Raw genomic sequence first — 25,547 nt, 5'->3', positions numbered from 1 at the left:
GGCAATGACCGAACGGAGTCGGGCGGCGGTGACGCGCAGCGCCAACCACCTGCAGATCGGCAGAAGCAGCCTTTCGCTTGAGGATGGTGACTTGCGGATCTCGTTCGACGAAGTTTTCCTGCCCTGGCCCGGCCAGCGGCTTTGGCCCAGACGCATGCGTGGTCAGATGGTCCTGACGCCACGATTTCTGCCGACGCACGTCTTTCGCCTCGACGATCACGGTCGCCATCATTGGTCGCCGAGCATGCCGTCTGCGCGTGTCGAAGTGACTGGCGGAGCCTTCTCAAATGGGGGATGGTCGGGCGAGGGGTATCGTGACACGAATTGGGGTGACCGTCCTCTTGAGCAGGATTTCATTGGATGGGATTGGGCCCGGGGTGCTGCCGCTGATGGCGGCGCCGTTCTGACTTACGATGCCTTGGCTGTCGGCGGTGGTGAGCAACGGTTGGGTTTGCGCTTTTCCCGTGAAGGGGATCTGCACGAATTCGACCTACCTCGACGCCAGACCTTGCCGCGCGGGTTTTGGGGCGTCGGGGGCGGGGTCGCCGTAGCGGACGGGTCATCTCCTGAACTCGTACGGCGGTTGGAGGACAGCCCGTTCTATCGCCGCTCGCTCGTCGAAACCGTTTTGGACGGAGAGACGCTCCTGATGATGCACGAGACGCTGGATTGTCGTCGGCTGTCGATGCCGTTGGTGCGCCTGATGCTGCCGTTCCGGATGCCACGCCGTGGTTGAAGTTTGCGACAGCACGCCCTCCGATCAGGTTGGCAAGATCGTTTCAGGGGCCGCCGCCCGCGATGTCGGTGTTCTCCGGCGGGCGATGCTTGTCGGCCTTCCGCGCTTTGGTATTCTCTTTCTTCAGGTCGCGCATCTGCCAGATGTAAAATGCAACGGCCAGTCCGAAGACAAAGAGGGCTTCGATCAATCCGAAATAATGCTCAAGCAAGGCTCGCCGCCTTCTCCCGGGCCGCGAGGCGGCGAAGGTCGCGCTCCTCTCTTGCCTGGGTCTGGAGCCGCAGGAGGATTGCGGTCAGCCTCCCAGCAGTGCCCTCTGTTTGTTCGGCGAACTGACGCGGAGCAACGGTTGCCGCCGCTGCGCTCGCCAGGGAAACCAAGCTTGCAGAGGCGGAGTCTGCGGGGGATTGCAGTGAGACATGACCGCCAATTGCCAGGCGGCAATCTGGACGACGTGCCCTGACCAGCAGCGTCAGCTTACGGCCAAGCGCTGTTCGCGCCCGGTGCGTGATGCTGTCGAAGCCGTTTGCGGCGATTGCAGTGCCGATTTCCTCATAGACCAGGGCCGCAGTCCGGATGGCGTGCCGACAGGCGGGCGGAAGAGAGGCGATGCCGGCATGTCCCAACCGGTAATGGCGGTCGGCTTCGTGCAGCAACTTTCGGACAACATCGCCGAGCGCCGGGGAGAACCGCGGATCGCCCAGGAAGGCGTCTGCCTCGATGCCGTGATCGGAGAGCCAGTCGAGCGGCAGATAGAGCCGACCATTGCGCGCGTCTTCGCCGACGTCGCGGGCGATATTGGTAAGTTGCATCGCAAGGCCGAGATCGGCTGCCCGCGCCAGGGCGAAACGATCGCTGACGCCCATGACGGCGGCCATCATCAGGCCGACACTTGCGGCGACACAGGTTGCATAACTCTTCAACTCGTCAAGGGTCTGATAGCGCCGACCGTCGAGATCCATTGCAAAGCCGTCGAGCAGGGCCTCGACCACGGGTTTGGGAATGCCATGTTCTTCGACGGCCCTGGCAAAGGCGCGGTCACAGGCAAAGGGCGCCGGGTCGCCGGCATAGATCTGATCCAGTCGCAGACGCAGGCGCTGCAGCGCCGAATGACCGCTGCGAGGGGCATCGATCAAATCGTCGGAATGGCGGCAGAAAGCATAGAGCGCTCGGGCCGCCTGGCGGGTAGGCGACGGTAACATCAGTGAGGCCAGATGAAAGGATTTGGAGCCACGGCGGATGGCGGCGGAGCAGGCCTTTTCGTCCTCCACCTCGCCGGAAAAGCCATAATTCAGGATCACCGGTCGGCGGGCCAGCGGGCGGGCGAGGTGCCCACTTTCTCTGCCGACCTGGAGCGAAATCTCGGACGCCGTCATGACGCTTGTCCTCTGGTCGCACCCTCAACGCCTGTCACGAATGTGGCAGGGGCCGGCACGAGGTCGGCCACGATGCGAGCGGACGAGACGACGCCGGGCAGACCGGCACCCGGATGCGTTCCGGCACCGCAGAGGTACAGATTGTCCAGTTCTTCGCTTTTATTGTGTGGCCGGAACCACGCACTCTGAAGCAGTTTCGGTTCCAGCGCGAAGGCCGCTCCTTGCCAGGAAAGCAGGCGGTCGCGGAAGTCGAGGGGGGTGGCGATCAATGAGGAGACGATGTGACGCGACAGGCCCGGAAGCATGGTCTCTTCCAGCCGCTTTTCGATCCGCCGCCGATAGCGTTCGGCTTCGACTGCCCAGTCTGTGTTTCCGGCGAGGTTGGGCACAGGGCTCAGCACGTAGAAGGCATCGCCGCCCTCTGGTGCCAAGCTGGGATCACTTGCAGTAGGGCGGTGCAGATAGAGGCTGAAATCCTCTGCCAGCCGACGCTCGCGGAAGATGTCGTCCAGTAGACCCTTGTAGCGAGGACCGAAGATCATCGTGTGGTGCTTGACTTCGTCATAGCGGCGGTTCGTGCCGAAGTACCAGACGAAGAGGCTCATGGAATAATCGCCGCGGTCAATCTTCACGTCTGTCCAGCGGCGGCGCGGATAGGTCTTGAGCAGTTTGCCATAGGTGGTCGCCGGGTCCGCATTGGAGATGACGATGTCGGCGGAGATGCGCTCACCCGAGGCAAGGCGAACGCCGCTGGCACGGCGTCCCTCCGTCTCGATTTCGGTGACTGTTTGACCCAGCCGGATTTGCCCGCCATTGCGGGTGACCAGGCTGGCGATCCCCCGAACGAGAGCGTTCGTTCCCCCGACCGCGTGGTGCACGCCGTATTTGCCTTCCAGATGCGCGATCAGGCAATAGAAGGAGGTCGCGGAGAAGGGATTGCCGCCGATCAGCAGCGGGTGGAAGGAGAACAGGGTCCGGAGTTTGTCGCTGCGGAAATGACTGGAGACCACGGAGTAGACCGAGCGGTATCCGCCGAGTTTCACCAGACGTGCCAGGGTCTTTGCGGTGAACAATAGGCTGTGGAAGGGCTTGTGGGCCAATTGCTCGAAGGCCACTTCGTAGATCCGGCGGCTTTCGTCGAGAAAGCTGCGATAGCCCATGACATCGCGCGGCTCAATTTCTGCGATCTGCGCCTCCATAGCGACTTGGTCACCGGAATAGTCAAAGATCGTCCCGTCGTCGAAACGCACCTGGTAAAAGGGCGTGTTCGGTCTCAGGTCGACATCGTCCTCAAGCTTGCCGCCACAGTCGCGCCAGAGGTTTTCGAACAGCCAGGGGGCCGTGATGATGGTGGGGCCGGCATCGAAGGTGAAGCCGTCCTGGCGATGTGCGTATGCTCGTCCGCCCGGCTGGTCGAGCGGGTCGAGGATGGTCACGCGGTAGCCCTTGGCGCCGAGGAGCGCGCCGGTGGCCAGGCCTCCCACGCCGGCGCCGATGATCGCGGCATGGGGGCGCGTGTCGGCCTGTGGTCTTGCGGGTGTAGGGAAGCGGCTGGAGATGTTCATGCTGCATCCACTCCGTTCGGCCGTTGTTCGCCGATCGCCTTGTCAATCCACTCAACCACGCGCTCGGCCTGGCACTCGTGCAGGAGGTGGCCGCCGTTTGCGCTCGAGACGAGGCGACTACCCTCTGCCAGCTTTGCCGCATGGTTCGAATTCTCTGGCGGCACCATGGGATCGTCCCGGGCGGCGATCAACGTCATGGGAAATGCCAGGCGACGCAGCGTCGCGTCGAAGCGGGTGAGGTCCCAGGCTGCCATCATGCCGAGTGCGCCATGGACATGGCCCGACGAGCCGAGCAGCATCGAGTAGATGGCCTTCCCCTCCTCGTCGATCCGCGATCCGGTGGCGGAGAGCAGGTTGCCGCCGAGCGGTGTGACGCGCGACAGCAGTGAGAACATCGAGGCGGAAAAAGGATTGGCGAACAGAGCCTTCGCCATGGGGGAAAACAGCGCGTTGCCACGAATGGGGAGATAGGCGCCATTGATGCCGATGACATGACGGGGCAGGGTCGTCATTTGTCTGGCGGCAAGAGTGACGGCGATCGCGGCCCCTGCGGAGTGACCGATAATAACGGCCGGCCCCCGATGAAGCGTCGCCAACAGATCAGACAGCGCCTGGACCATGCCGGGCAGGGAGAGGTCGGCATGACCGCGCGGGTGCGTGAAGCCATGGCAGGGCAGGTCGGGAGCGACGACGCGAAAACGCTTCGACAATCGCGGCAGGAACTGGCGCCAGGAATGCGAGGCCGCACCGGTTCCATGCAGCATCAGGATCATCGGCGCGTCTTGCGGACCGGCGATCTGGACATGCCAGTGATAGTCCGCAGTGCTGATGAACTGGCTCGCCGATCGGTTCGGCCAGTTGCGTCCGTCGGTTTCCCAGTCGAGCCATTCGCGTCGGCGGTTCATCGATTGGCCTCCCTCATCGAGGTGTCGACAAGGTCGGACAGGCCCCTTGCTTCCGCTTGACGCAGCAGGTGCAGGTCGGCTCCGAGTGCGCGGGCAAGGGCGGCCACGCTGTCACGCGGACGCCGAGCGATATCGATGCAGACGGTCTTCAACCCATTCGACTTGTAGAGACGGGCAAGGCGCGTCAATTCTTCCGCGGCGCGGGCGCGGTCAGGCGTTCCATCAAGTGCAACATTGCCGCTGCCGTCGGTCAAAAGCACCAGTATGGGCGTGCTCCCGCGTCGCCTCACGGCAAGTGCAAGTTCAAGTCCCTTCTGCAGACCGGACGCCAATGGTGTCGGACCGCCACCCGGTAGGGCCGCGAGTTTACGTTTGGCGGCGACGAGCGAGCGGGTCGGCGGCAGGAGGACATCCGCGCTCGTGCCGCGAAAGGCAATGAGCGCAACCTCGTCGCGCCTCACGTAACAGCGCGCCAGCAGATGTTCGATCGCACCCTTGGTTTCACCCAGGCGCTCCAGCGCGGTGGAGCCGGATGCGTCGACGACGAAGATGGCGGTGGAGGGGGCGGCATGACGCAGGCGCTGATAGCGGAAATCGTCGCGGGTCACGTAGGCGCGCGGCGGGGCGGGGGGTGGGACCGTCGCTGACGGCAGGCCGTCGGCCGCCGTGAGAGTGGCGGTTGCTGCGATATGCGCTCGTTGGGCTGCCCTCGTCCTCTGCCAGGGTGCTGCAGCACGCAGCGTTGCCACGATGCCGGGGCGTGCGTCCGGATAGGGGGGTGAAAGACCGAGGCCGAAGGGACGGCCGCGCCGGGCGTTCTTGCGTTCGCTGCCGGACTTGCCGGAGCGTCTCTTTTCACGCGACGGGCGCTCGGAGGAAAGAAGCAGCGGGTTACCCGAGAGGGAGCCCGCCTGCACAGCCGCGAGCAGTTCCGTCAGGACGTCGAGGCGGGAAGGCGCAGGCTCGGCTGTGTTGTCTGAGGGTGGTGCTTCGGCACGCGGTGTTTCGGTCGGTGCCGCGGGCTGATCCTGCTCGCCTGCCTGTGCCTGCGGTGGAGGCTCGCCACCGTCCGGTTCGGGTGGCTGGTCCTGCGAGGATGGGGTAAGTCGTAGCCCCAGACATAGGCGGAGCGCCGTCAACGCATCGGTGTCGTTGACCGTATCCCGACCGTCGATATGGGCGAGAATTTTAGCCACCTGAACGAGGTTGCGCAGGATGCGCAGCGAACTGTGACGGCTAGACTGCGCAAGGGCGCTAAGCGATGTCAGGGTCGCGTCATTGATGGTGACCGAGGTCCAGTTTTCGATTGCAAACCGGGGTAATGTCGCGAGCGATGCGGCTCCGGCCGTGGACGTCTCCGTCACGTGATGCCAGGCGACAGCATGCAGGTCAACGCGCAGCGCGAGGCGATCGGCAATCGAAATCGGCAGGATGTCGTCGTCTTCAATCGACTCGTCGAGCGCGAGAATGCACATCCCGCCGTCTGCCTGGCGGTCCATGGCTGTGCCGACTATGGCCGCGAGCGTGGGGTCCAGGCGTTCCGCCATCGGGATCAGCAGGAGGCTAGTCCTCGCACGCCAGAGGAGACCGGGCTGGCGCACCAGCGTTCCCAGTGCCGCGGTGGCAGCGATATCGACACCGCCGACGAGATTGCTGAGCGAACTTCCCGGTGGCAGGCGTGTCCAGCGATCCTGTGACCCAATTATCGATCCGAGATGATTGAGAAATGCGTCCCTGACGCCACCGGCCCGCGCCGTCAGCCAGATTCCGCCGATCCGGTGGCCTCCCCAGCGAAGTATGTCTGCGGCAAGAAGTGCATCGGCCCATTGTTCGGCACCGTGTTTCGCCAACGCCAGATCAAAGGCTTCGTGGGGGCCGAGTTCAGCCATGGCCGTAGCCGGCATCGACAGTTGCAAGCGCCCGCTCGATGCGTGGTGTCGAACCGGCATCGTCGAGTGGATCGCGGCGCAGGCGGTGGCACAGCACCATGGGGGCGATCTCCGCGACGTCGTTCCAGGTGACGGTTCGGCTGCCGGACAGTGCTGCTGCCGCGCGGCAGGCGCGCATCAGAGTCAGTTCGCCGCGCATCCCGTCAATGCCAAGGCGCAAGCAAAGCTGCGACATCCGCATCACGACGTGGTCGGGGATCTCGACGTCGCGTAGGATCCTGCGGGCGGCAACAACCCGGTTGCCGATCGAGGCATCCCGCTTCGCCCAGCTCTTGCAGAAGGCCTCCGGATCGGTCTCGTAGGCATCCCGTCGCCGGATGACATCGATGCGCTGCGGGAGGTCCTCGATGGTGCGGACTTCGACAGAGAGGCCGAAGCGATCAAGCAATTGGGGGCGCAGATCGCCTTCTTCCGGATTGCCGGAGCCAACGAGGACGAAGCGTGCGGCATGGCGGATGCTGAGGCCTTCGCGCTCCACGACATTGACGCCGGAGGCGGCTGCATCGAGCAGGAGGTCGACAAGGTGATCTTCGAGAAGGTTGACCTCATCAATGTACAGAAAGCCCCTATTGGCTGCTGCCAGCAGCCCCGGCTCAAAATGCTTTTCGCCTGCCACCAACGCCTTTTCGATGTCGAGCGCGCCGCAGATCCGGTCTTCGGTTGCTCCAAGAGGCAAGTCGATCATCGGTGCACGACGTTTTGTGATCGGCGGGCGTTTGCCGTCGCCATCCGGAGAACAGATTGGGCAGGCGGCTTGTGGCTCGGCTGGAAGGCAGTTGTAGCGACAACCGGTGCGGGTTTCGATGCGCGGCAGAAGTTCTGCAAGCGCCCGGACAGCCGTTGATTTGCCGGTGCCCCGGTCGCCAAAAATCAGCACGCCACCCAGCAGCGGCTCGACGGCCGCCATCAGCAGGGCCTTTTTCATATCCTCTTGCGCAACAATGGCGGCGAACGGAAACGGTTGAGCCAACGGATCTGCCTCAGCTTTGAGTGTCAACTAATGTTTACACTTTTTTGAGGCTTGTTGAAGAGGGTCGGATGAAATTAAATCGAGGCGTTGAACAACCTGCCTTTGCACCTGATCAGGGCGCGATAGGACTGCGTCCTGACGCTTTTGCTCAATCGGCTTGTGTCAAGTTCGCAAGACACGATAGATTGCGGGGATCACCAGCACCGTAAGCAGGGTCGAAGAGATCAGGCCGAAGAGAAGCGAGATGGCGAGACCCTGGAAGATCGGATCGGTGAGAATTACCGCCGCCCCAATGATCGCGGCGAGCGCGGTCAGGAGGATCGGCTTGAATCGCACCGAGCCGGCCTCAATCAGTACCTCCGTGAGCTTTCGATCTCCATGGTCTGCGTGTCTGATGAAGTCGACGAGCAGGATGGAGTTGCGCACGATGATGCCGGCGAGTGCGATGAAGCCGATCATCGAAGTTGCGGAGAAGGGCGCTCCAAACAGCCAGTGTCCGCCGAGGATGCCGATGAAGGTCAGCGGCACCGGCGTCAGGATGACCAGCGGGATCTTGAAGGAACCAAACTGGGCAACGACGAGGATGTAGATCCCGAGCAACGCGACCATGAAGGCGGCTCCCATGTCGCGGAACGTTACCCAGGTTACCTCCCATTCGCCATCCCACAGCAGCGCCGGTTGGTTTTCAGTCTGGGGCTGGCCGTGCAGTGCGATGATGGGCTTGGGAAGACCCGTCCAGTCCTGCGCATCGATCGCCTGTTGGACGGCGAGCATGCCGTAGAGCGGTGCTTCGAAGCTGCCTGCCAGTTCTGCCGTCACCATTTCGGCATTCATGCCGTTGTGGCGAAAAATCGGCAGCTCGGTCATCTCGTCGGTGACACGAACGACATCGCCCAGCTCGACGACACCTCTGTCGCCGGGAAGAACATTGGCCGGCATCGGGGTCGACAGGTAGCGTTCATCGATCACCTTGTCCTTTCGCGGCCGCTCCAGACGGATCGGGATCGGCGGATGTCCATCGCCGCGATGGGAGTAGCCGATTGTCTTGCCGTTGCTCAGGATGGAGATGGTGTCGAACACGTCGCTTTCTTCGACCCGGTAAAACTCCGCGTCATCGGTCGAGACGGTCAGGCGCTTGCGCGGTGCCTCGACGCCATAGGAATTGTCGATGTCGACGATGAATGGCACCGAACGGAAAGCGGTTTCCACCTTGGCAGCAACCGCACGCCGAATGGATGGGGTCGGGCCGTAGATCTCGGCCAGCAGGGTTGCCATGACCGGCGGACCCGGCGGTGGTTCAACGACCTTCAGGCTGGTGCCGTCGGGCATCTTGATCGTCTTGATCCGGTTGCGGATCTCCAGCGCGATCTCATGGCTGGTGCGGTCGCGGTCGCCCTTGGGGGTCAGGTTGATGGCAACGTCACCCTGATAGGATGCCGAGCGCATATAGGACTGTCGCACGAGGCCGTTGAAATTGTAGGGGGCGGCCGTCGCGGCATGGGTTTGTACGGATGTTACCTCCGGCAGGTCGAGCACAAGGCGCGCGACGGCTTGAGCAACCGCGTCCGTTGCTTCCATGGTCGAGCCTTCCGGAAGATCGATGCTCACCTGCAGTTCCGACTTGTTGTCGAAAGGCAGAAGCTTGACGGTCACATGCTTGGTGTAAAACAGCGACAGCGAACCCAGCGTGAGCAGGCCCACCACGGAGAGGAATGCCCAACTGCGGGTCTTGCTGGCGAGGATTGGCCTCGCCACTCTCGCATAGAGCCCTCCCAGCCGACCACCGGTTTCGTGATCGGCGCCATGTTCGTGATGCGGCGGATTCCCAGCCACCTTCAGCATCAGCCAGGGCGTGACGATAACCGCGACGAAGAATGAGAAAACCATCGCCGCCGAAGCATTGGCGGGAATGGGGCTCATATAAGGCCCCATCATTCCCGAGACGAAGAGCATCGGCAGCAGGGCTGCAACCACGGTCAGTGTCGCGACGATAGTCGGGTTGCCAACCTCCGCGACCGCTTCAACCGCGCTGCGGCGACGCGAGCGTTGGTCGCCCATGCCCCAGTGGCGGGCGATGTTCTCGATGACCACAATGGCATCGTCGACAAGTATGCCGATCGAGAAGATCAGGGCGAACAGCGAGACGCGATTGAGGGTGTAACCCATCAGCCACGACGCGAAGAGGGTGAGGAGGATGGTGATGGGAATGACGATCGCCACGACCAGGGCTTCCCGACGGCCGATCGCCAGCCAGACCAGTGCGATGATCGATACTGTCGCAAGGCCGAGGTGGTAGAGAAGCTCGTTTGCCTTGTCGTTGGCCGTCTCGCCATAGTCGCGGGTGACTTCGACAGCGACTTCGTCGGGGATCAGCTTGCCTTTCAGCGCCTCAACACGCTGCATGACAGCTTCCGAGACGACGACTGCATTCGCGCCTGCTCGTTTCGCGATCGCGAGCGTTACGGCCGGTACCCTCTCGATCGTCGTCCCACTCTTTCTGACTGAGGCGACGAGGGCGTCGCTGGTGTCTGTGGCAAAGGCGATCGTCGCCACGTCCCGGACATAAACGGGCCGGCCGTCTCTGGCGGTGAGGAGCAGGTTGCCGATCTCTGCTGGGGTGGACAGTGTTTCTCCAGCCATGATGTCGATCTGCTGGCCGTTGGCGCGAACCTGACCTGCCGGCATCGCGGAATTGGCGCCGCTTACCTTGGCTGCGAGTTGCTGCAGGGTGATTCCATAGAGCGCCAGGCGCTCCGGCTGCGGCGAGACTCGGAGAATTTCGCTCGTTTCCCCGACCAGGTAGGTGAGGCCAACATTGTCCACCTTGGCGATCTCGTTTCGCACTTCCCGCGCGATCCGCGTCAGGTCGTTGGACGAAATCCTGTCGCCCGCGCTGGAGACCGGCTGAAAGGTCAGGGTTGCAATCGCCACATCATCGATCCCACGGCCGACCACCTTCGGCTCGGCGATGCCGACGGGGATGCGGTCCATATTGGCCCGGACCTTGTCGTGAACCCGCAGCACTGCAGCATCAGGCGAGGTGCCGACGAGGAAGCGCGCGGTGACGACGACCCGATTGTCCATTGAGCGCGAGTAGATGTGCTCGACGCCGTTGATGCTCTTGACGATGGTTTCGAGTGGTTCGGTGATCAGCTTTTCTGCATCGTCCGCTTTCAGGCCGGGTGCCTGGACGGTGATGTCGACCATCGGCACGGAAATTTGCGGCTCCTCCTCACGTGGCAGCGACATGAGCGCGACGAGTCCGAAGGCCAAAGCTGCAATCAGAAAGAGGGGCGTGAGCGGTGACCTAATGAAGAAGCGCGTGAGGTTGCCGGCGATGCCGAGAGCGGTCATGGGTGCGTCGTCGGCTGCGGGAGCGCCGGGATTATGCTTGATCGGATCGGTCATGGGGTCACCACGATGTCGCCTTCGGCAAGCCCGGAGAGGATTTCGACTGTGGTTTCTGCTTCGCCGCCCATGGGTTCACCGGCGAGGACCGCGCGCTGCACAGTCCCGCCCCCCTCCTTGACAGTCACGAAATCCACGCCGGCATGGGTGGTGATGGCCGTCGAAGGCACCCGGATTGCCTGCCGCTCACCAACCGGCACCTCCACGAGCACGCGACCGCCGACGAACTGCGTGTCGAGGTTTTCGACTTCGACATCGGCTGTGACTCGCCCGCCCTCGATCAGAGGATAGATCTTTGCCAGCGTGCCGGTCAGGGGCTTGCCGGCCGCATCGATGCGGATTTTCGAACCCTGGCGTAAATCTGCCGCATGGCGCTCGGGAACGGCCAGACGCAGGAAAAAGCCGCCGCCGGCGACTTCAGCGATGGTCTCACCGGTCATGATGACGGCGCTGGTGGTGGCTGGGACCGAAACGACCCGTCCGGACGCGGGAGCGATCACCGCTCCTTCTGCGGCCTGTTGCACGATGACCGAACGCTGGGCTTCGGCCGTGCCGATCTGGTTGACGATGACGTCCGCCTGGGTGCGCAACTGGTCGAGGCGCTGCGTGCTCGTCGCACCGCTGCGAACCAGGCGCTCGGCGCGGTCGAGTTCGGCCCTGGCGTCTTTCAGGGATGCCTGAAGCCCAAGCAGTTGCGCATCGATCGCCTTGATCTGGAAGTCGAGCTTGTCGTCCTTGATTTCGGCGATCACGTCGCCGGCCTGAACGATGTCCCCTTCTGTCACTTTAACCGCCGTGAGACTGCCGCTCAAGCGGGCGCGGGCGGCCACGCTGTTGCGCGGCTGGATCTGGCCAAAGACAGCCTTCATCTCCGGAACGGTGACGGGTTTAATCGTGATCTCTGCCGCCTCGGCCACGCCAACCGTGGTGGCCGAGAGGACGAGGGACAGCAGGACGCGCCCGGTGCGATTCATGAGTGATACCTCAGAAGGCTGGACCCGGTCGGATGCCGAGCTTGCGAAAAACAGCAGCTGCCGGGCAGAAGCCGGTAAAGGCGGATTGAATCAGGTTGAACCCGATGAAGACTGTGAACCAGACGAAACCTGAATGGACAAAGTGGGTCAGAAGCAGGGATGTCAGGACCATGAAGCCTGCAAAGGCGAGAACGGCGCGATCGATCGACATAGAAATACTCCAATAGTTCGTATCTACGAGATTACGTACATACTGGTCAAATGAAAGTCAATGCTGGCCCTGTGTGGTTCCGTGGATCATGCGCGCAAATAGGGCAGCGTCACTCGGCGCAGGTGTCAGTCTTGCAGAAGCTCTCGTAGAGTGTGCCGATCACGGCGCGTGCCGGTGCGCTCTCGATGCGATACCAGATGGTTTGCCCGTCACGCCGTCCGGAAATGATCTTTTCCCGCCGCAGAAGGGCCAGATGCTGCGACACGGTGCTGTCGCGAATGCCGAGGAATTCGGCAAGCTGGCCCACGGAATGTTCACCATCTGCGAGGCGGCAGAGAATGAGCAACCGATATCTGTTGGAGAGCGACTTCAGCAGTTCGCTCGCCATGTCGGCGCCGTTCTTCATGGATTCGGCATCTATCTTCATAGATACGAACATAAAGGCAACTGCGGGATATTCAAGCCCTTGCGGATCTGTCGACGGGCTCTCGCGCCCAGGAGGTGCCTCTAAGCACATCTCCCAACGTCTCGCAATGTATACAGCATATTCGTCAAGCGGCTATTTTCTCTGATTTATCCAGGAGATTTCCTGTAGGATTTGACATCCTGTATACATCGTGGCTCACTGCTCCTATCTGAGGAGGAAGCAGATATGTCCAAACCCACATTCCCTTTGAATGCCTGGTACGCGGCGGCCTATGACGTCGAGCTAAAGCGTTCGTTGCTGGCTCGTACGATCTGTAACAAGCCTGTTGTGCTTTATCGCAAGGAAAATGGGGCCGCCGTGGCGCTGGCGGATGCCTGTTGGCACCGTCTGGTGCCTTTGTCGCTCGGCAGGCTCGAAGGCGACAACGTTATCTGTGGCTATCACGGACTCGAATATGACGAGACCGGGCGGTGCGTTTACATGCCGTCGCAGGAGACCATCAACCCGTCGGCCTGTGTCAAATCCTATCCGATCGCAGAGAAGCATCGCTTCGTCTGGATCTGGCCGGGTGATCCGGCGCTTGCCGATCCCGCACTCATTCCCGACATGCATTGGAACCAGGATCCGGATTGGGCTGCCGACGGCAAACTGATCGAGGTGAAATGCGACTACCGCCTCGTCGTCGACAACCTGATGGATCTGACGCATGAAACCTTCGTGCATGGCTCGTCTATCGGCAACCGCGCCGTGGCAGAGGCGCCTTTCGAGGCCAGCCATTCCGATCGCTTCGCCTATATCACCCGCTGGATGGAAGACATCGACCCGCCGCCCTTCTGGCGAAAGCAGTATGGGAAGCCGGGTCGGGTCGATCGTTGGCAGATCATCCGCTTCGAGGCGCCCTGCACTGTTACAATCGATGTCGGTGTGGCCGAAGCCGGGAGCGGTGCGCCGCAGGGGGATCGCTCGAAGGGCGTTAACGGTTACGTGCTCAACACGATCACGCCTTCGACGGACAAGACCTGTCTCTACTTCTGGGCTTTTGCCCGCAATTACGACCTGAGGAACCAGACACGGACCCATGAACTGCGCGAGGGCGTTGCCGGCGTTTTCCGCGAGGACGAGGAGGTTCTGGAGGCGCAACAGCGGGCAATCGACGCCAATCCGGATCATCAGTTCTACAATCTCAACATCGACGCCGGTTCGATGTGGGCGCGAAAGCTGATCGATCGGATGATCGAGGCGGAACAGGAGCCGGCGCGCCTGCATGTCGCGGCGGCGGAGTGACATGGTGCCAGTGATTGAGACGGCGCCGAAACAGCAGACGCTGAAGGCCCTATCAGGTCTTCGCGATCTGGTGCTGAAGGGCGAGATCGAGCCGGGCGACCGGTTGTCGGAAGTCGCACTTGCTTCAAGGCTTAAGGTCTCGCGCACACCGCTTCGGGCCGCCCTGCAGAAGCTCGAGCAGGAGGGGCTGGTCGCACTCATCCCCTCCGGTGGCTATTCGGTCCGGTCGTTCACTCGTCAGGATGTCATTGACGCGATTGAGTTGCGCGGCGTGCTCGAGGGCACAGCCGCAAGACTGGCTGCCGAAAGAGGTGTTGCGCCGACAAAACTGAAGGCCATCACGGCCGTCGTCGAAACGCTCGATGGCGTGGTGACGACCGATCCCCTCGCCATGGATTTTCAGCGCTACGAGGCTTTGAACGGTGAGTTCCATGCCTTGCTCGCCGATCTCTGCGGCAGCGAGGTCCTGCGGAGGGAGATCGAGCGCATGACGAGTCTGCCTTTCGCCAGTCCGAATGCCTTCGTTAACACAGAGATGGGCGTGCCGACGTTCCACCGCAGCCTGCTGGTCGCTCAGGCGCAACATAAGGCGATCGTGTCGGCCATCGCGCTTCGGGAGGGTGCGCGGGCGGAGGCGCTGGCCCGCGAGCATGCGCGCCTGGCACGGCAGAACCTAGATTTCGTGCTGGAGGAACAGCCGGACCTGCGCGGCAAGGTGCTCGCGCTGGCATTGATGTCGGGCTGACCGCCGTTCCGGAGACGGTGGATTGAGAGACTTGGAGGAGGAGGATTCATGCGGTCGAGACTGGAATGGCGTCGGGCGGTGGTTACCGCCATTGAGACACCGGCGGAGGATGTGCGGGCCGTGACCTTTACGGTCGAGGGCTTGAGGAGCGGTTTCGATCCGGGATCGCACACCAATATCAAGGTCATCATCCGGGGTGAACCGGCACTGCGGACCTATACGATCATCCCGAGTGCGCCCGGCACGCTGAAAATCGCGGTGAAACTGCATCCCAATAGCCGCGGCGGCTCGGCTTTCGTGTGGCAGTTGCAGCCGGGCGATGAGACGGAAATGACCGAGCCGGAAAACCGGTTCGAACTCTCCTGGCGCGCCTCGCATTATCTCCTCATTGCCGGCGGTATCGGGATCACGCCGATCTACGGCATGGCTCAGGCTCTTGCTCGGCGAGGGAAGTCGGTCGACCTGCTGTATGCAGCCCGCAGCCGCGGCCACATGCCGTTTCTGGATGAGCTGGAAAATCTGTCGGGCGTCAGGCTGCGGACATTGCTGCAGGACGAGGGACAGGTGCTGGACCTAAAAGCCGAGTTCGAGGCTCTGCCCCCGGAGGGTGAGGTCTATATCTGCGGCCCGCACGGGTTGCTGGAGGCGGCACGGACACTCTGGGAGGAGAGTGGACGACCGATGAGCCGATTGAGGTTCGAAGTTTTCGGTGACAGCGGGCGCTACATCGAACAGCCTTTCGAGGTGCAGGTCGCCGGCACCGGGCATCGCGTCAGAGTCCGGGCCGATGAAAGCATGCTCGATGCTCTGATGGACGCCGGTGTCGACATGGTCTACGACTGTCGCCGAGGTGAGTGCGGGTTATGCGCCGTCAGCGTGGTCGAGGCGAGTGCCGCGATCGACCACCGCGACGTGTTCTTTTCGACCGAGGAGCGCCATTCGGCCGCCAAGATGTGTGCCTGCGTCTCGCGGGTCTGCGGTGGAACGGTGGTCATCGATACGGGTTACCGACGCGAGGAAGCGGCCTGACAGGGCGTGCAACGATGCTCGTCCGGGTTCCATCGCCAACCCTGTTTGAGTGAAACTGCGAGAACTCGCAGTCGACGCCGCCGGCGAATCGGCATGTTATGCCTCTCTCAAATGCAGGGAGTGGATTCATGCACGATGCGCTGGCGGTCAGGAGTCAAGGTCACCGCCCAATCCATCCTACCGTCGAACCGTATCTGACCTTGCCGGTTTGGCAGCAGGCGGTAACGCTCTTGCAACAGGCCGGCTTGAACGATGCCATGCTGGCTTATTGCCGAAGCATGGCAGCACCCAGCACCTTCCGCTGGCCGGCGAATAAGATCTTCGCCCAGAAGATGCGGTACATCACCTGCTACATGTTGATCGGTCTTGAGACGCGATTCCGCATGGGGCTCGGACCTCCACCCAGTATGACCGATCTCCAGGCCGTCGTGCCGGGCAGCCCGCGTCAGGTGAGCGATCTCATCGCCGGATTGCGGATCGGCGGTTATGTCATCGCGGAACGCAATGCCTCCGACCGGCGGTCGGTTCAGTTGCGGGCAACGCCGGCGCTGGTCCAGGAGGTGGCGCGGTCGCCGCTGGCTTTTCTTGAGGCCTCTGAACGTCTCGTGCCAGAAGGTGTTTCCCTGGTAGACACGTTCCGGTCGGATCCAGACAGGATGGCGCGGCTCGTAGGTCATTCGGTGATGCGTTATCAGGAACAGGATGTCCTGTTTGCACCCTTCGCCACCATCGTCGACTTCACCGGAAGAGACAGCGGCTACCTGATCCTCTGTGCCGTCATGGGCGCTTATCTTGCCACCTGCTCACAGCAGTCCTGGGACCTTCCGGTCAGCTATGATGTCCTTGCTCAACGCTTCCAGGTCTCGCGTCAACATGTCGGCAATGTTCTCGCGCATGCAGCATCGAGCGGTCTATTCGTTACGCGCGCCGGTGTCGTGCAATCGGTGTCAGACGCCTTCGTCACCGAGTTTTCCACCTGGAGTGTCGGGCAGATGTCCCATTTCCGAACGCTTGCTCTCGAAGCGCTGGCCTAGGCGAGCCAACTCCCGAAATTCCCCTAATGCTGCAGTATTGGAGGTCAAATTTAGAAATTCATTAAGTGCTGGTGATTAGAGTGGTCACAGTTGTGCACCACCAAGAATCATCCGGCCGTGTGTCGAGTTGCCGGAGCCATCGATAGACAGGGAAGCGCGCCCAGCTTCCCGCGGGAGGACCCCAGATGAACACGACGTCGAATGCCGCAGATGCCCTCGAAATCATTGCTTTCCGTCTTCACCAGCAGGAGTTCTGCGTCAAGACCACCTCTATCCGCGAAATTCGCGGCTGGGCGCCGGTCACGCCGATTCCACATTCTCCCTACGAAGTCCTTGGCGTCATGAACCTGCGTGGAACGGTCATCCCAATCGTTGATCTGGCTGTGAAGCTCGGCATGCCGGCTGCCCAGGCAACCGAACGTAGCGCGGTGGTGGTGACCGAAGTCAACGGCATGACTGTCGGTCTGCTCGTTGATGGCGTCTCCGATATCCTCACTGTCGCTGGCAATACGCTTCAGCCGCTGCCGGCGGCAACCGGCCCGAGCGCTGCCTTCTCCGATGGTATCATCGCGCACGACAAGAGCATGATCTGCTTCCTCAGCCTGGAGCGGATGTTCGGTGAAGACGACCCGTCTTCCTGGGGCATGGCCGCCTGATTCTGCCGGCTGGCGGCACGTCCGCCAGCCTTTGCTGCCCCTCGTCGAGATGCCACGCTATTCAGCGTTCTTCGTCATACTTCATTTGCCATCGTCGACAAAAGAGCCGCCTCAGCAGGGGTGGGCTCACGAAGAATTGCGACTTTTTAAAGATTTCGGGCGCAAATCTCCTCGTATAGCGCTTTCGCAATTCCCATCTTTGGCGCAGGATGATCGCGGAGGAATATCGTGGCTACGCAATCCCCGAATAACCAGACCGAAGAACTGCTTGAGCGCCTCAAGGATGCTCTGGCCGGGACGCATGGTCGTGCGTTCTCGCCCGACGCCGTGCGTACGCTGGTGTCGCTTGAAGTGGCCGAGTGGAAGGACGACTGTCAATCCAATCGATCGACAGCCGAAACTCGGCGCGCAGAGGCGCCGCTCATCAATCACCGCATCCGGCTTTCCTCGGAATAAGGATGCGCTTTAGTTCTGCGCCGTTATGGTGCAACTGATCCGGCGCCCGTCGTAGAGCGCGGTCTGGTTTCCGCCGAGCTTCGAATTGCTCAGCGGACGTAGCGAGGACAATTCCTTCTCCAAGTTCACATCATTGCTGAGAGCGACGTAAGGCTCCAGCCAGGCGAGCGAAGAGACATTTGTCTTCAGTCCCGGCTTCACCGTCTGGGCCTTGCCATTGATCTTCTGGACGATCTTGGGGTCCTTCACGGCATTTACGGAAAAGCGTGCCATCGATCCAAGCTTGCCAAAATCCGCGCTTCCCTTGCCGTAACCTGCATCGCAGAGCCTTGCGACGGATGCGACCAGCGGTGTCATGGCGTGCAACTGATAGTGCAGGGCATATTGCATCCGGTTCATCTCCAGCGGGATGCTGCCGTCGCCCGAGGCGCCTTCGATCATGGTCTTGTTGCTCATGAGAGCCCAGTCCACCAGCGCACGGTCTTCCGTCAGGATGCCGACTTCGCCCACGCCGAGGCTTGCCCAGGCACGGAGATTATTGCGGGATGCGCCTTTGGTGGCCTCGTTGTCGAAGAAATAGACCGTCTCGCGTGCGCGCTTGAGAAGCCAGGCTTCGATGGTCCGCTGCTTGTCGCCCAGTCCCGGTACCTGATTACGTGCTTCGGCATAAGCAATCGCGATGCCGCCAACGCGGGAGGGGATAGACAGCTTGGCGTTCGCAGTGCGCATGTCGTTCAAGGCATCGGCCTTGGCCCATGTGTAAACGTTCTCGATCACACAGCGTTGGTACAGCCGTCGTGTGACCAGATCCTTCTCGGAACCGGCCTTGGTGATCTGCTTGGCCAGATCCTGGATGAACTCGTCGATCGGTTTCAGTGCCTTGGTGACTTTCGCGTCCGATTCTTCGTCGAGGTCCGAGCGAGACTTCGATGCTGCCTCATACCGGCTGCCGAAGCCCAGGCTCATCACGGGTTTCGGCGCGGTGAAACACGTCTGTTGTGCAGCCTCGGCTTTGGAGGCACCGCCAATGACGGTGCCGACGAGGAGGAGCGACGTTGTCGCGATCAGGGCAAGCCTGGTTCGATTGCAATAGGTCAAATGATCAACCCTCCGTTCCTGACTTGTTGAGCTTCAGCACGTAGGCTGCCTGCGGATAGCCAGCCTCTGCGGCCTTGGCCATCCAGTGTTGTGCGGCATCCAGTGCCGGCTTCGTTCCCGAGCCGTAGGCATAGGCCTGCGACAGGAGGAACATGGCCTCACCGTCTCCTGCTTCCGCGGCTTTTTTCAGCCAATCGAACGACGCAAATACGGCCTTGCTGTCCTTCGGGTCGTCACGCAGGATTTTTGCCAATTCTCGCATGGCAACTGGTTGGCCGAGTTCAGCCGATTTGCGATAGAGATCCTTGATGTCGATGCGCTGCGAGACGATGCGGCGGATTTCGGGCTTCATGTTCGACAGCATGACCAGCTTGTCTGTTACCGTTTCCGGCTCGGAACGGGCCACCAGATCAACGAAGATGTCGCTCGCTTTGTTCGGATCGTAAGCCTTGCCGGTATTGTCGGCGTAGTGTTTGACGAGGCGGTAGAAGGCTGCGGCTTCGCCACCCTCACGCGCTTCGGCATAGAGTTTGAGGGCGGTGTTCTCCGTTTCCGGCGTCTTCAGTGCCATATACATGTCGCCGATTTTCACCTTGCGCCAGGAATCGTCACCGGCAATGTGCGAGGCGATGTTCAACCAATGCTGGGTGTCCTCAGGCTCGTGACGCAGAGCGAACTCCGCCAGCGCCATGCTGTCGTCGTAGTCGCAACGCTGCGTGCTGATCGCCCGGTCATAGTAGAGCTTGCGGTCGGCATCGCTCTTGGCGTTTTCCGCAAGCAGAAGCTGGGCGGCCATGTCGCCGCGGTCCCGCATGATTTCGGCATAGTTATCGAGCGGCGAGGACAGTGGATTGAGATCTGACCCACTGACCTCCTCGAGCAGTTTAACCGCACGGCCCGAGCCGCTTTCGGCAAGAGGAGCGAGGATTTCGCGGGCAAGTTCCATGCTTTCCGCATCGTTCGAATAATTCTTGACGAGGAAGCGGGCAAAACTCAGTCCGGCATCCACCGTCATGCCTTCACCGGACATCTGGATCGTTCGTCTTGCTTCGTTGACCTGCCCCTTTTCGAGGTTTTGCTTGAACTCGAGCAGGGCAGCCTCGACGGTCGCGCCACGACGAACTTCGGCGCGTTCTGCCCAGAATTTCAGAACCTGATCGGAATAGCCGGCACCCTTCAGGTAACGCTGATAGAGCGCCAGCGCACTCGCGCGACCGTAGAGCGCCTGGGTCTGGATCGCGGCAATGACGAGCGGATCCTTCAGGGCGGGCAACTGGTCGATCTGGTCGGGGGCGAGGTCCAGCGTCTTGTTGCCGGCGCCCGCCTCGATGTTGGCCCAGTAGTCGGCCGACGCGAAATCGGGGCCGGCCGGGTCGACGCAGAGGTAGACGCGCTGGAGCTTGGCAATGGCATTGATGTCGCCGTTGATATGGGTCGCGTTGGTGAGCAGATCGGCAGAACGGGCAATCGTTGCCGGCTTCAGATCCGTTCGCACGAGAAGTTCGGCAAGGTCGATGCCGCCTTCGATATCGCCGCGCTTTACCGCTTCCTCAAGAAGCGGGCGGACGGCGGACGCCGATTTCCAAAGACCGTCCCGTGCCTGGATGACGCGGGCAAGGCGGGTGAAAGCCCAGGCTGGAGGATCATCCCGGTCGATCAGCTTGTGCAGGAGTTCCTCATAGGCTGCCGCATCCTTCGGCGAAGTATCTTTTGTCTGCTCCAGCAACTGCGCCTGCTTGATCAGGCCGGCTTGGTTCCCCTGCTTTTCCGCGGCCTGGAAGTAGGCAAAGGCCTTCTTCCGGTCCTGCGGCACAAGTGCACCTTCGGCATAGAGACGACCCATTTCCAGGATCGCGGACATGTTGCCGCCATCAGCCGCCATCTTCAGATACTTGACGAGAACATCGTTGTCCTTGACGACCTTCTCGCTGAGAAGATTGTATTCCGCCACTTTCCAGGCGGCAGTCGTATCGCCAAGGTCGGCGGCGAAGCGATACCAGGCCAGGCTCAGGCTCGGGTCCTGAACGACGATCTCGCCACCGTCATATTCGCGCGCAACGCGGCCGATGCGATCGCAGATCCCTTCGTCGAGTACCCCAACAAGCGTGCCGAACGCCATGTTGACGGCTAGTTCCGGCTCAATTTGCCAGCCTTCGATCTGTTCGCCGTCCTTGCTCATCCGGGCAAGGTCAAGAATCGCGTCGGAATTTCCGCCATAAGCAGCTTCGACCTTCAGCTTCAGGCCTGCCTTGCGGTCTGCGGCGATGCCTTTTCCGTCAATTAGGAGATCAGCCAGCGTGTTCAGTGACCCGGCGGGGTGGCCGCCCATGTCCAGCAGCTTCTGCACCAGACCATCTTTGCTCACCTGGTCACTCTGTCCCATGGCGATCATCAGCTTGACCTTGTCGAACAGGGCGTCCTTCTCGCCATAGCTGGGCTTGACCGTCGGCAGCAGTTCCTGGACGCGCGTGATGATCGGTTCGAAGCGGCGGGCGTCGACGTCGCGCAACCGGTTCATGTCTCGCGTGATGGTGTAGACTTCCCGCTTGGGAAGCTTTTTGCGATCCCATGCGGTCCAGTCGGCGATCATGTCCTCATCGCGCACGGGCGCGCTGCAGATCGGCGCCTTTGGTAGTGCGACGTCCGGCGGCGTGAACCGGACGTCGATGGGCTCACTTCTCCCAGGCGTTCCGGCGGTTATCGTCATCACGCCTGCCATCAGCAGCGATTTCGCCAGTCTTGCAATCGTCATGATAAACCTCCGGAACCTGTCTTTACGAATTAGCGAGAAATGGTGCTGGGCACGGCGACGGCATCGACCTTGTCGCCTGTGCCTGTGACGACGACGGTGACCCCGGCGAGCCGCTTGAACTCGATCTTGTCGAGCTTGGCGATCTCCTTGTCCCCCTCGCGTACGACGAGATCGACATTCAGCGGGGCTCGGAGCGCCACGGACTTCGAAGCACCGCTATCCACGTCGGAGACTGCTTCGGCGCCAGCCTGCGGTACGAAAAGATCGATGTCGGCCTTTTCTGTCAGATTGTAGAGGCTGAGCGTCGCCTTGGACGGGTTCTTGGTCATGTCGTCCTCGATGGTGACAAGACCGCTGTCGGTGAGGATGGCGGAGTAGAACTTGCCGGCTGCCGCCTTGACGCTGCCCTGGCCACCGCTGGCGGTGACCGGAATGTCACCGGGGGCAACAGCGACATAAGGGGAGACGCCGTCGGAAAGCTGGTTGAACGAGCTGGAGCTGACGGTGGCACTCGACGCGCCGGGGGCAATAACACGGACGAAGGCCGAGTTCGGATCCAGGGGCTTGGCATAGAGTCCGCCATCGTCAGCAGATGCGGGCGCGCCGAAGGCGAGCGTCGTTGCAATCGAAGCGAGAGCCAGGACGGAGGTGTTGAAGGTCTTCATGATTGTTCTCCTGTTTTGGTCTTGCAGACCGAAAGGGCGGTCGTATCGCCGACCGGGGCATCGAATGAGACGGAAACCTTGCCGAATGCATCAGCCGGGATCCCGCCAAGTGAGAGGAAGTAGCGACCGGTCGCCCGCAAGCGATCGCCGCGTTCCATGGAGCGCGTGCGGACGGTGCCGTCCGCGCCGGTGAAGGTGAAGGTGACGTTTCGGCTGACATCGCTGCCGATATCGGCGAGCAGAACGTCGTCGCCGGAGAGCTTCAGCGATGACAGGTCGCCGGCCACGGTCTTTTCGTCTACCGGTTTGACGTCCAAGGTCTTACCGCAGTCGCCGAGCGATGCTGCGACAATCTCAGCCCAGGGAGCTGCTCCATACTGGCCGAGATTGTTGTAGATCGGGTTTTCCCAGATCATGAAGCGCGGACGCTGCTCCTGGAATTCACGCGAGGTGATGTAGGAGAGGATCGAGCCGAACTGGTTGCCGCCCGATATCGAATAGTTGTCGACCGGGATGCCGGTCCAGTGTTCGAGATAGCCGGCAAAATTGCTGATCGGCTTATCGGAGTAACTGGTGCCGATCAGGGCAATGGTGGCCTCGTCACCGCCGCCGAAGATATCCATGGAGCCGGCATCGGCGCTCGCCTCTTCGCGCACCGCTTCATAAGCGTGGGCCGTTACCGTCGGGACATTTGATATGCAGTGCTTTTGCAGCAGTTCGCGCATGCTGGAAAATTCCGGCTCTGGCTTGATCTCCTGCATGGTGAAGCCCACCGGCTTGATACCTTCATAGGCCGGAAGCGCTTTCATCTTGTCAGCGATCGCCTTTGCCGCGATGCCGGCGCCATGAGCAGTCCAGTGGAAGTCGGCCTGGAAGAAGGCGTACTCGCCGAACTGGTTCTTGTTGTTCTGCCGCATCGGTGTAGCGATATCTACTGATGCGACGCCCTTGGCCTCCAGGCGGCGCACGACGTCGTCGTAGATTTCAGCAGCAATGTTGGCGTCGAAGCCGTAGAGCGAGGCGCGGGCCGGAACCAGTTCTGGCAGAACCTGCGATTTGGTCGGGAGCGGGACATAGATCAGCGTCGTGCCGCTCTTTTCAAGCGCCTTCGCCATAGCTGCCAGATGGTCCACCGTCTGGTCGGTGAAGGCGTGCTGCAAGCGCATGTCGGCGAGGATACGGAAGAACATGCCATCCTTGCCCTCGATCATCTGGAGTTCGGACACGTCTTCCAACCCGCTGCAACCGAAACCGGATTCGACGGTCCCGGCTTCCTTGCCCGTTGTTTCGAGACTGGCTGCGAAAGCATCAATCGACATGCCGAGGCTCAGCACGGACAGGGCCGTGCCGAAGAGATAGGCGTTTTTGCGTGTTCTGGTCATTGTTGAACCTCCGCGTTGGTGCCGGTGGCCGGCTCAGTCAGTTGCGCAAGCAGATTGCTCGCTGCTGCCTTCATTCCGACGCTGCCCTTGTCGCGGGCGATGCCGAGATAGCGGGCGGCCTGCTCGGTCTGTTCAGGCGTTCGGCTGGGTTGGGACAGCAGCATCACTGCCATGCGAAAGGCGGTGTCGCCGTTCTTCTTGCCGGCGCCGGACGCGAGCAGCGCTTCCAGTTCGCCACGCTTTTCACCAAAAGGGCGGCCCTGGCTGTAGAACTTGATGAGCCCCTCGACAGCGATCTCGTTTCCCTTCTTGGCCTGGCTTCGAAGTGCGGCCTCGGCGCTTGACAGATGCGATGGCGACAATTGCACCTGGTCGTCGGCCAGGATGTTCAACATGTGACGCACGGCGTAGCCACGACCGTCGAAGGCAGCGAGCGAATAATAGTGGAGCGCATCGGAGGCCAGCTTCGGATTGCCCTGGCTCTGGATCCGTTCCGCTAGCTTGAAGGCGCCGACGCCATCACCGGCATCGGCCAGCGCCTGGAGCTGTCGATAGGTCACGCGCTTTCCAGCGAGCAGGTTCTTGCGCGTCGCCTGCAGCGCGAGCGGCAGATGCGAGGCAGGACCCATGGTCTTCTTCCGGACCGGCTTCACCTTTTCGATCTTTTTCGACGGAAACAAAGGTGTGACCGCTTCTGCCGGAGCGGCTGCGACGAGCAGGCCGCCAAACAAGGCCAGGAGCATGGTGCTGCGGAACGGGCGTTTCTGGGCGCGATCAGACATTGCTGTCTCCCACGCCGCCGTGATGGCCGCCGCCACCACTCTGGCCCTTGCGCTCCCACAGGGTCGACGTGCCGAGGTAGCGAATGGGGAACTCCCAGACGACAACGTCCGGCTGGGTATCTTCAAGCGCCGTGCCTGCGAGAAGATCCATCATCGGCACACCAGGACCCAGGCCCTCTTTCGCGACATTGACCACATCAGCTGTCAGCGACTGGCGCAGGAAATCGACGAAGGACCAGTTTTCATTGGCGCTGTAGCTGGTGCCGACCAGCATGACCGGGACTTTCGTCTCCGTGCCGAATAGATCAGCGCCGGCTGCATCAGCGTTTACCGCCGTGCGGTAGATCGGGATGTTCTCCTGCTTGAGACCAACACGCGGCGCATATGCCGGCGAGGTGATGTAGGTGGTCAAGTCACCCCATATGTCGACCGGTGCCTCCCAGCTTTCCGTAACCGTTGCGGACGGCAGCGAGATTCCGGATTTCTGTATCGTCGACTGGACGGCCTCGGCGGTAATCTTTGCACCGGTGGGTGTCCAGTGCGTGTCGGACTTCAGGAAGAGCTCGCCGAACGGCTTGGCGGCAAGCATGGCTTCCCGGGTATCGACAACAGTCATACCCTTTGCCTTCAAGGCAGTTGAGAAGTCCGAATAGGCGACTTGCATTGCGTCGGAACGCATGACTTCCGGCAGGTGCTCGGCATAAACGTCGGACTTTGCCGGCAGCGGGACCATGACCAACTGGACGCCGGCTTCTGCCAGCTTTGCCCTGACTTCGTCGATCTTCGCGACGGCGCTGTCGATGTCGGCGGGCTTTACGCGCTTGAACTCTTCGCCAGTGAAGAACCAGCCCTCGTCGCCGACGATAACGCCCTTGCGGCCGGAATTGAGCAATGCATAGCGGGCATTGCCGATCACGCCGACGGCGGGATCGCGGTGCGGCAGTTCACTCTTGTAGAGCGCGTCGAGATCCCGGGTCGCCTCGCCGTCAATAACATAGGAGAGCGACAGATCGTTGATCTTGCCTCCCTTAGCATCCGCCGGTGGGGCGAAGAGCATGGTCGAGTTGGCATAGATCGCGTAACCGAAGAAGACCGTCGGTAGCAGCAGGGTTGCGGTATGCTGGCGAAGGTTGGCCATGTTCA

At 61.5% G+C, this 25,547-nt stretch carries 23 protein-coding genes; 7 read left to right on the top strand and 16 right to left on the bottom strand.

Annotated elements, in window-relative coordinates; all coding sequences use genetic code 11:
* The first annotated feature begins 4 nt into the window (after positions 1-4).
* Positions 5-736, top strand: a complete 732-nt coding sequence (locus FJQ55_RS18705; protein WP_246085192.1) for a carotenoid 1,2-hydratase — start codon at positions 5-7, stop codon at positions 734-736.
* Between the two features lie 43 nt (positions 737-779).
* Here FJQ55_RS18705 and FJQ55_RS23355 read toward each other — a convergent pair whose 3' ends face one another.
* From FJQ55_RS23355 to FJQ55_RS18660, 10 genes are all read right to left on the bottom strand, one after another.
* A complete protein-coding gene (locus FJQ55_RS23355) occupies positions 780-926 on the bottom strand; it encodes a hypothetical protein (protein ID WP_161596999.1) in 147 nt (48 codons plus the stop codon).
* Positions 927-939: 13 nt separating this feature from the next.
* Positions 940-2,112 carry a phytoene/squalene synthase family protein gene (locus FJQ55_RS18700; RefSeq protein ID WP_140830738.1) on the bottom strand — a complete coding sequence of 391 codons (1,173 nt, stop codon included), beginning with the start codon at positions 2,110-2,112 and terminating at the stop codon, positions 940-942.
* Complete coding sequence (locus FJQ55_RS18695) at positions 2,109-3,677, bottom strand: phytoene desaturase (protein WP_140830736.1); 1,569 nt, start codon at positions 3,675-3,677, stop codon at positions 2,109-2,111. The genes FJQ55_RS18700 and FJQ55_RS18695 overlap by 4 nt, the downstream gene beginning before the upstream one ends.
* A complete protein-coding gene (gene bchO / locus FJQ55_RS18690; RefSeq protein WP_140830733.1) occupies positions 3,674-4,582 on the bottom strand; it encodes an alpha/beta fold hydrolase BchO in 909 nt (302 codons plus the stop codon). Before bchO ends, FJQ55_RS18695 begins: the two co-directional genes overlap by 4 nt.
* Positions 4,579-6,471 carry a VWA domain-containing protein gene (locus FJQ55_RS18685; RefSeq protein ID WP_161596998.1) on the bottom strand — a complete coding sequence of 631 codons (1,893 nt, stop codon included), beginning with the start codon at positions 6,469-6,471 and terminating at the stop codon, positions 4,579-4,581. Before FJQ55_RS18685 ends, bchO begins: the two co-directional genes overlap by 4 nt.
* Entirely contained in the window at positions 6,464-7,501 is a 1,038-nt protein-coding gene (gene bchI, locus FJQ55_RS18680; protein WP_140830729.1) for a magnesium chelatase ATPase subunit I, read from the bottom strand. Before bchI ends, FJQ55_RS18685 begins: the two co-directional genes overlap by 8 nt.
* 162 nt (positions 7,502-7,663) lie before the next feature.
* On the bottom strand, positions 7,664-10,855 hold the full coding sequence (locus tag FJQ55_RS18675; RefSeq protein WP_140830931.1) for an efflux RND transporter permease subunit: 3,192 nt from the start codon (positions 10,853-10,855) through the stop codon (positions 7,664-7,666).
* 50 nt (positions 10,856-10,905) lie between these two features.
* Entirely contained in the window at positions 10,906-11,883 is a 978-nt protein-coding gene (locus FJQ55_RS18670; RefSeq protein WP_140830726.1) for an efflux RND transporter periplasmic adaptor subunit, read from the bottom strand.
* 10 nt (positions 11,884-11,893) lie between these two features.
* The gene (locus tag FJQ55_RS18665; RefSeq protein WP_140830724.1) at positions 11,894-12,094 is read right to left on the bottom strand and encodes a YgaP family membrane protein; all 201 of its coding nucleotides are present in this window, start codon (positions 12,092-12,094) and stop codon (positions 11,894-11,896) included.
* A gap of 109 nt (positions 12,095-12,203) precedes the next feature.
* Positions 12,204-12,521, bottom strand: a complete 318-nt coding sequence (locus FJQ55_RS18660) for an ArsR/SmtB family transcription factor (protein ID WP_208758226.1) — start codon at positions 12,519-12,521, stop codon at positions 12,204-12,206.
* A 225-nt stretch (positions 12,522-12,746) separates the two neighbouring features.
* Between FJQ55_RS18660 and FJQ55_RS18655 the strand changes: the two genes are divergently transcribed.
* The 6 genes from FJQ55_RS18655 (at position 12,747) to FJQ55_RS18630 (ending at position 17,725) form a co-directional block, all read left to right on the top strand.
* A complete protein-coding gene (locus FJQ55_RS18655; protein WP_140830719.1) occupies positions 12,747-13,805 on the top strand; it encodes an aromatic ring-hydroxylating dioxygenase subunit alpha in 1,059 nt (352 codons plus the stop codon).
* Position 13,806: 1 nt separating this feature from the next.
* A complete protein-coding gene (locus FJQ55_RS18650) occupies positions 13,807-14,550 on the top strand; it encodes a GntR family transcriptional regulator (RefSeq protein ID WP_140830717.1) in 744 nt (247 codons plus the stop codon).
* Positions 14,551-14,598: 48 nt separating this feature from the next.
* Entirely contained in the window at positions 14,599-15,579 is a 981-nt protein-coding gene (locus tag FJQ55_RS18645; protein WP_140830715.1) for a PDR/VanB family oxidoreductase, read from the top strand.
* 128 nt (positions 15,580-15,707) lie between these two features.
* Positions 15,708-16,613: a MarR family transcriptional regulator gene (locus FJQ55_RS18640; RefSeq protein ID WP_140830713.1), complete on the top strand. Its 906-nt coding sequence runs from the start codon at positions 15,708-15,710 to the stop codon at positions 16,611-16,613.
* A 185-nt stretch (positions 16,614-16,798) separates the two neighbouring features.
* Entirely contained in the window at positions 16,799-17,269 is a 471-nt protein-coding gene (locus tag FJQ55_RS18635) for a chemotaxis protein CheW (RefSeq protein ID WP_062280871.1), read from the top strand.
* Positions 17,270-17,497: 228 nt separating this feature from the next.
* Positions 17,498-17,725, top strand: a complete 228-nt coding sequence (locus tag FJQ55_RS18630; protein ID WP_140830711.1) for a hypothetical protein — start codon at positions 17,498-17,500, stop codon at positions 17,723-17,725.
* Between the two features lie 9 nt (positions 17,726-17,734).
* On the opposite strand, the gene FJQ55_RS18625 is transcribed toward FJQ55_RS18630, so the two are convergent.
* From FJQ55_RS18625 to FJQ55_RS18600, 6 genes are read right to left on the bottom strand one after another with little or no spacing between them, the layout of a single operon-like run.
* Positions 17,735-18,823, bottom strand: coding sequence for an alginate lyase family protein (locus tag FJQ55_RS18625; RefSeq protein ID WP_246085191.1), 1,089 nt, complete (start codon positions 18,821-18,823; stop codon positions 17,735-17,737).
* Between the two features lie 4 nt (positions 18,824-18,827).
* A complete protein-coding gene (locus FJQ55_RS18620) occupies positions 18,828-21,575 on the bottom strand; it encodes a tetratricopeptide repeat protein (protein ID WP_140830709.1) in 2,748 nt (915 codons plus the stop codon).
* Between the two features lie 29 nt (positions 21,576-21,604).
* Entirely contained in the window at positions 21,605-22,240 is a 636-nt protein-coding gene (locus tag FJQ55_RS18615) for an alginate O-acetyltransferase AlgF (RefSeq protein ID WP_140830708.1), read from the bottom strand.
* Entirely contained in the window at positions 22,237-23,622 is a 1,386-nt protein-coding gene (locus tag FJQ55_RS18610) for an alginate O-acetyltransferase AlgX-related protein (RefSeq protein WP_140830706.1), read from the bottom strand. The genes FJQ55_RS18615 and FJQ55_RS18610 overlap by 4 nt, the downstream gene beginning before the upstream one ends.
* The gene (locus FJQ55_RS18605; protein ID WP_246085190.1) at positions 23,619-24,404 is read right to left on the bottom strand and encodes a hypothetical protein; all 786 of its coding nucleotides are present in this window, start codon (positions 24,402-24,404) and stop codon (positions 23,619-23,621) included. Before FJQ55_RS18605 ends, FJQ55_RS18610 begins: the two co-directional genes overlap by 4 nt.
* Positions 24,397-25,542, bottom strand: a complete 1,146-nt coding sequence (locus tag FJQ55_RS18600) for an alginate O-acetyltransferase (RefSeq protein ID WP_140830704.1) — start codon at positions 25,540-25,542, stop codon at positions 24,397-24,399. Before FJQ55_RS18600 ends, FJQ55_RS18605 begins: the two co-directional genes overlap by 8 nt.
* Positions 25,543-25,547 lie beyond the last annotated feature (5 nt).

It is taken from the genome of Rhizobium glycinendophyticum (genome assembly GCF_006443685.1).
In the GTDB taxonomy this organism is placed as follows: Bacteria; Pseudomonadota; Alphaproteobacteria; order Rhizobiales; family Rhizobiaceae; genus Allorhizobium; species Allorhizobium glycinendophyticum.
This window is presented reverse-complemented; position numbering and strand designations above follow the sequence as displayed.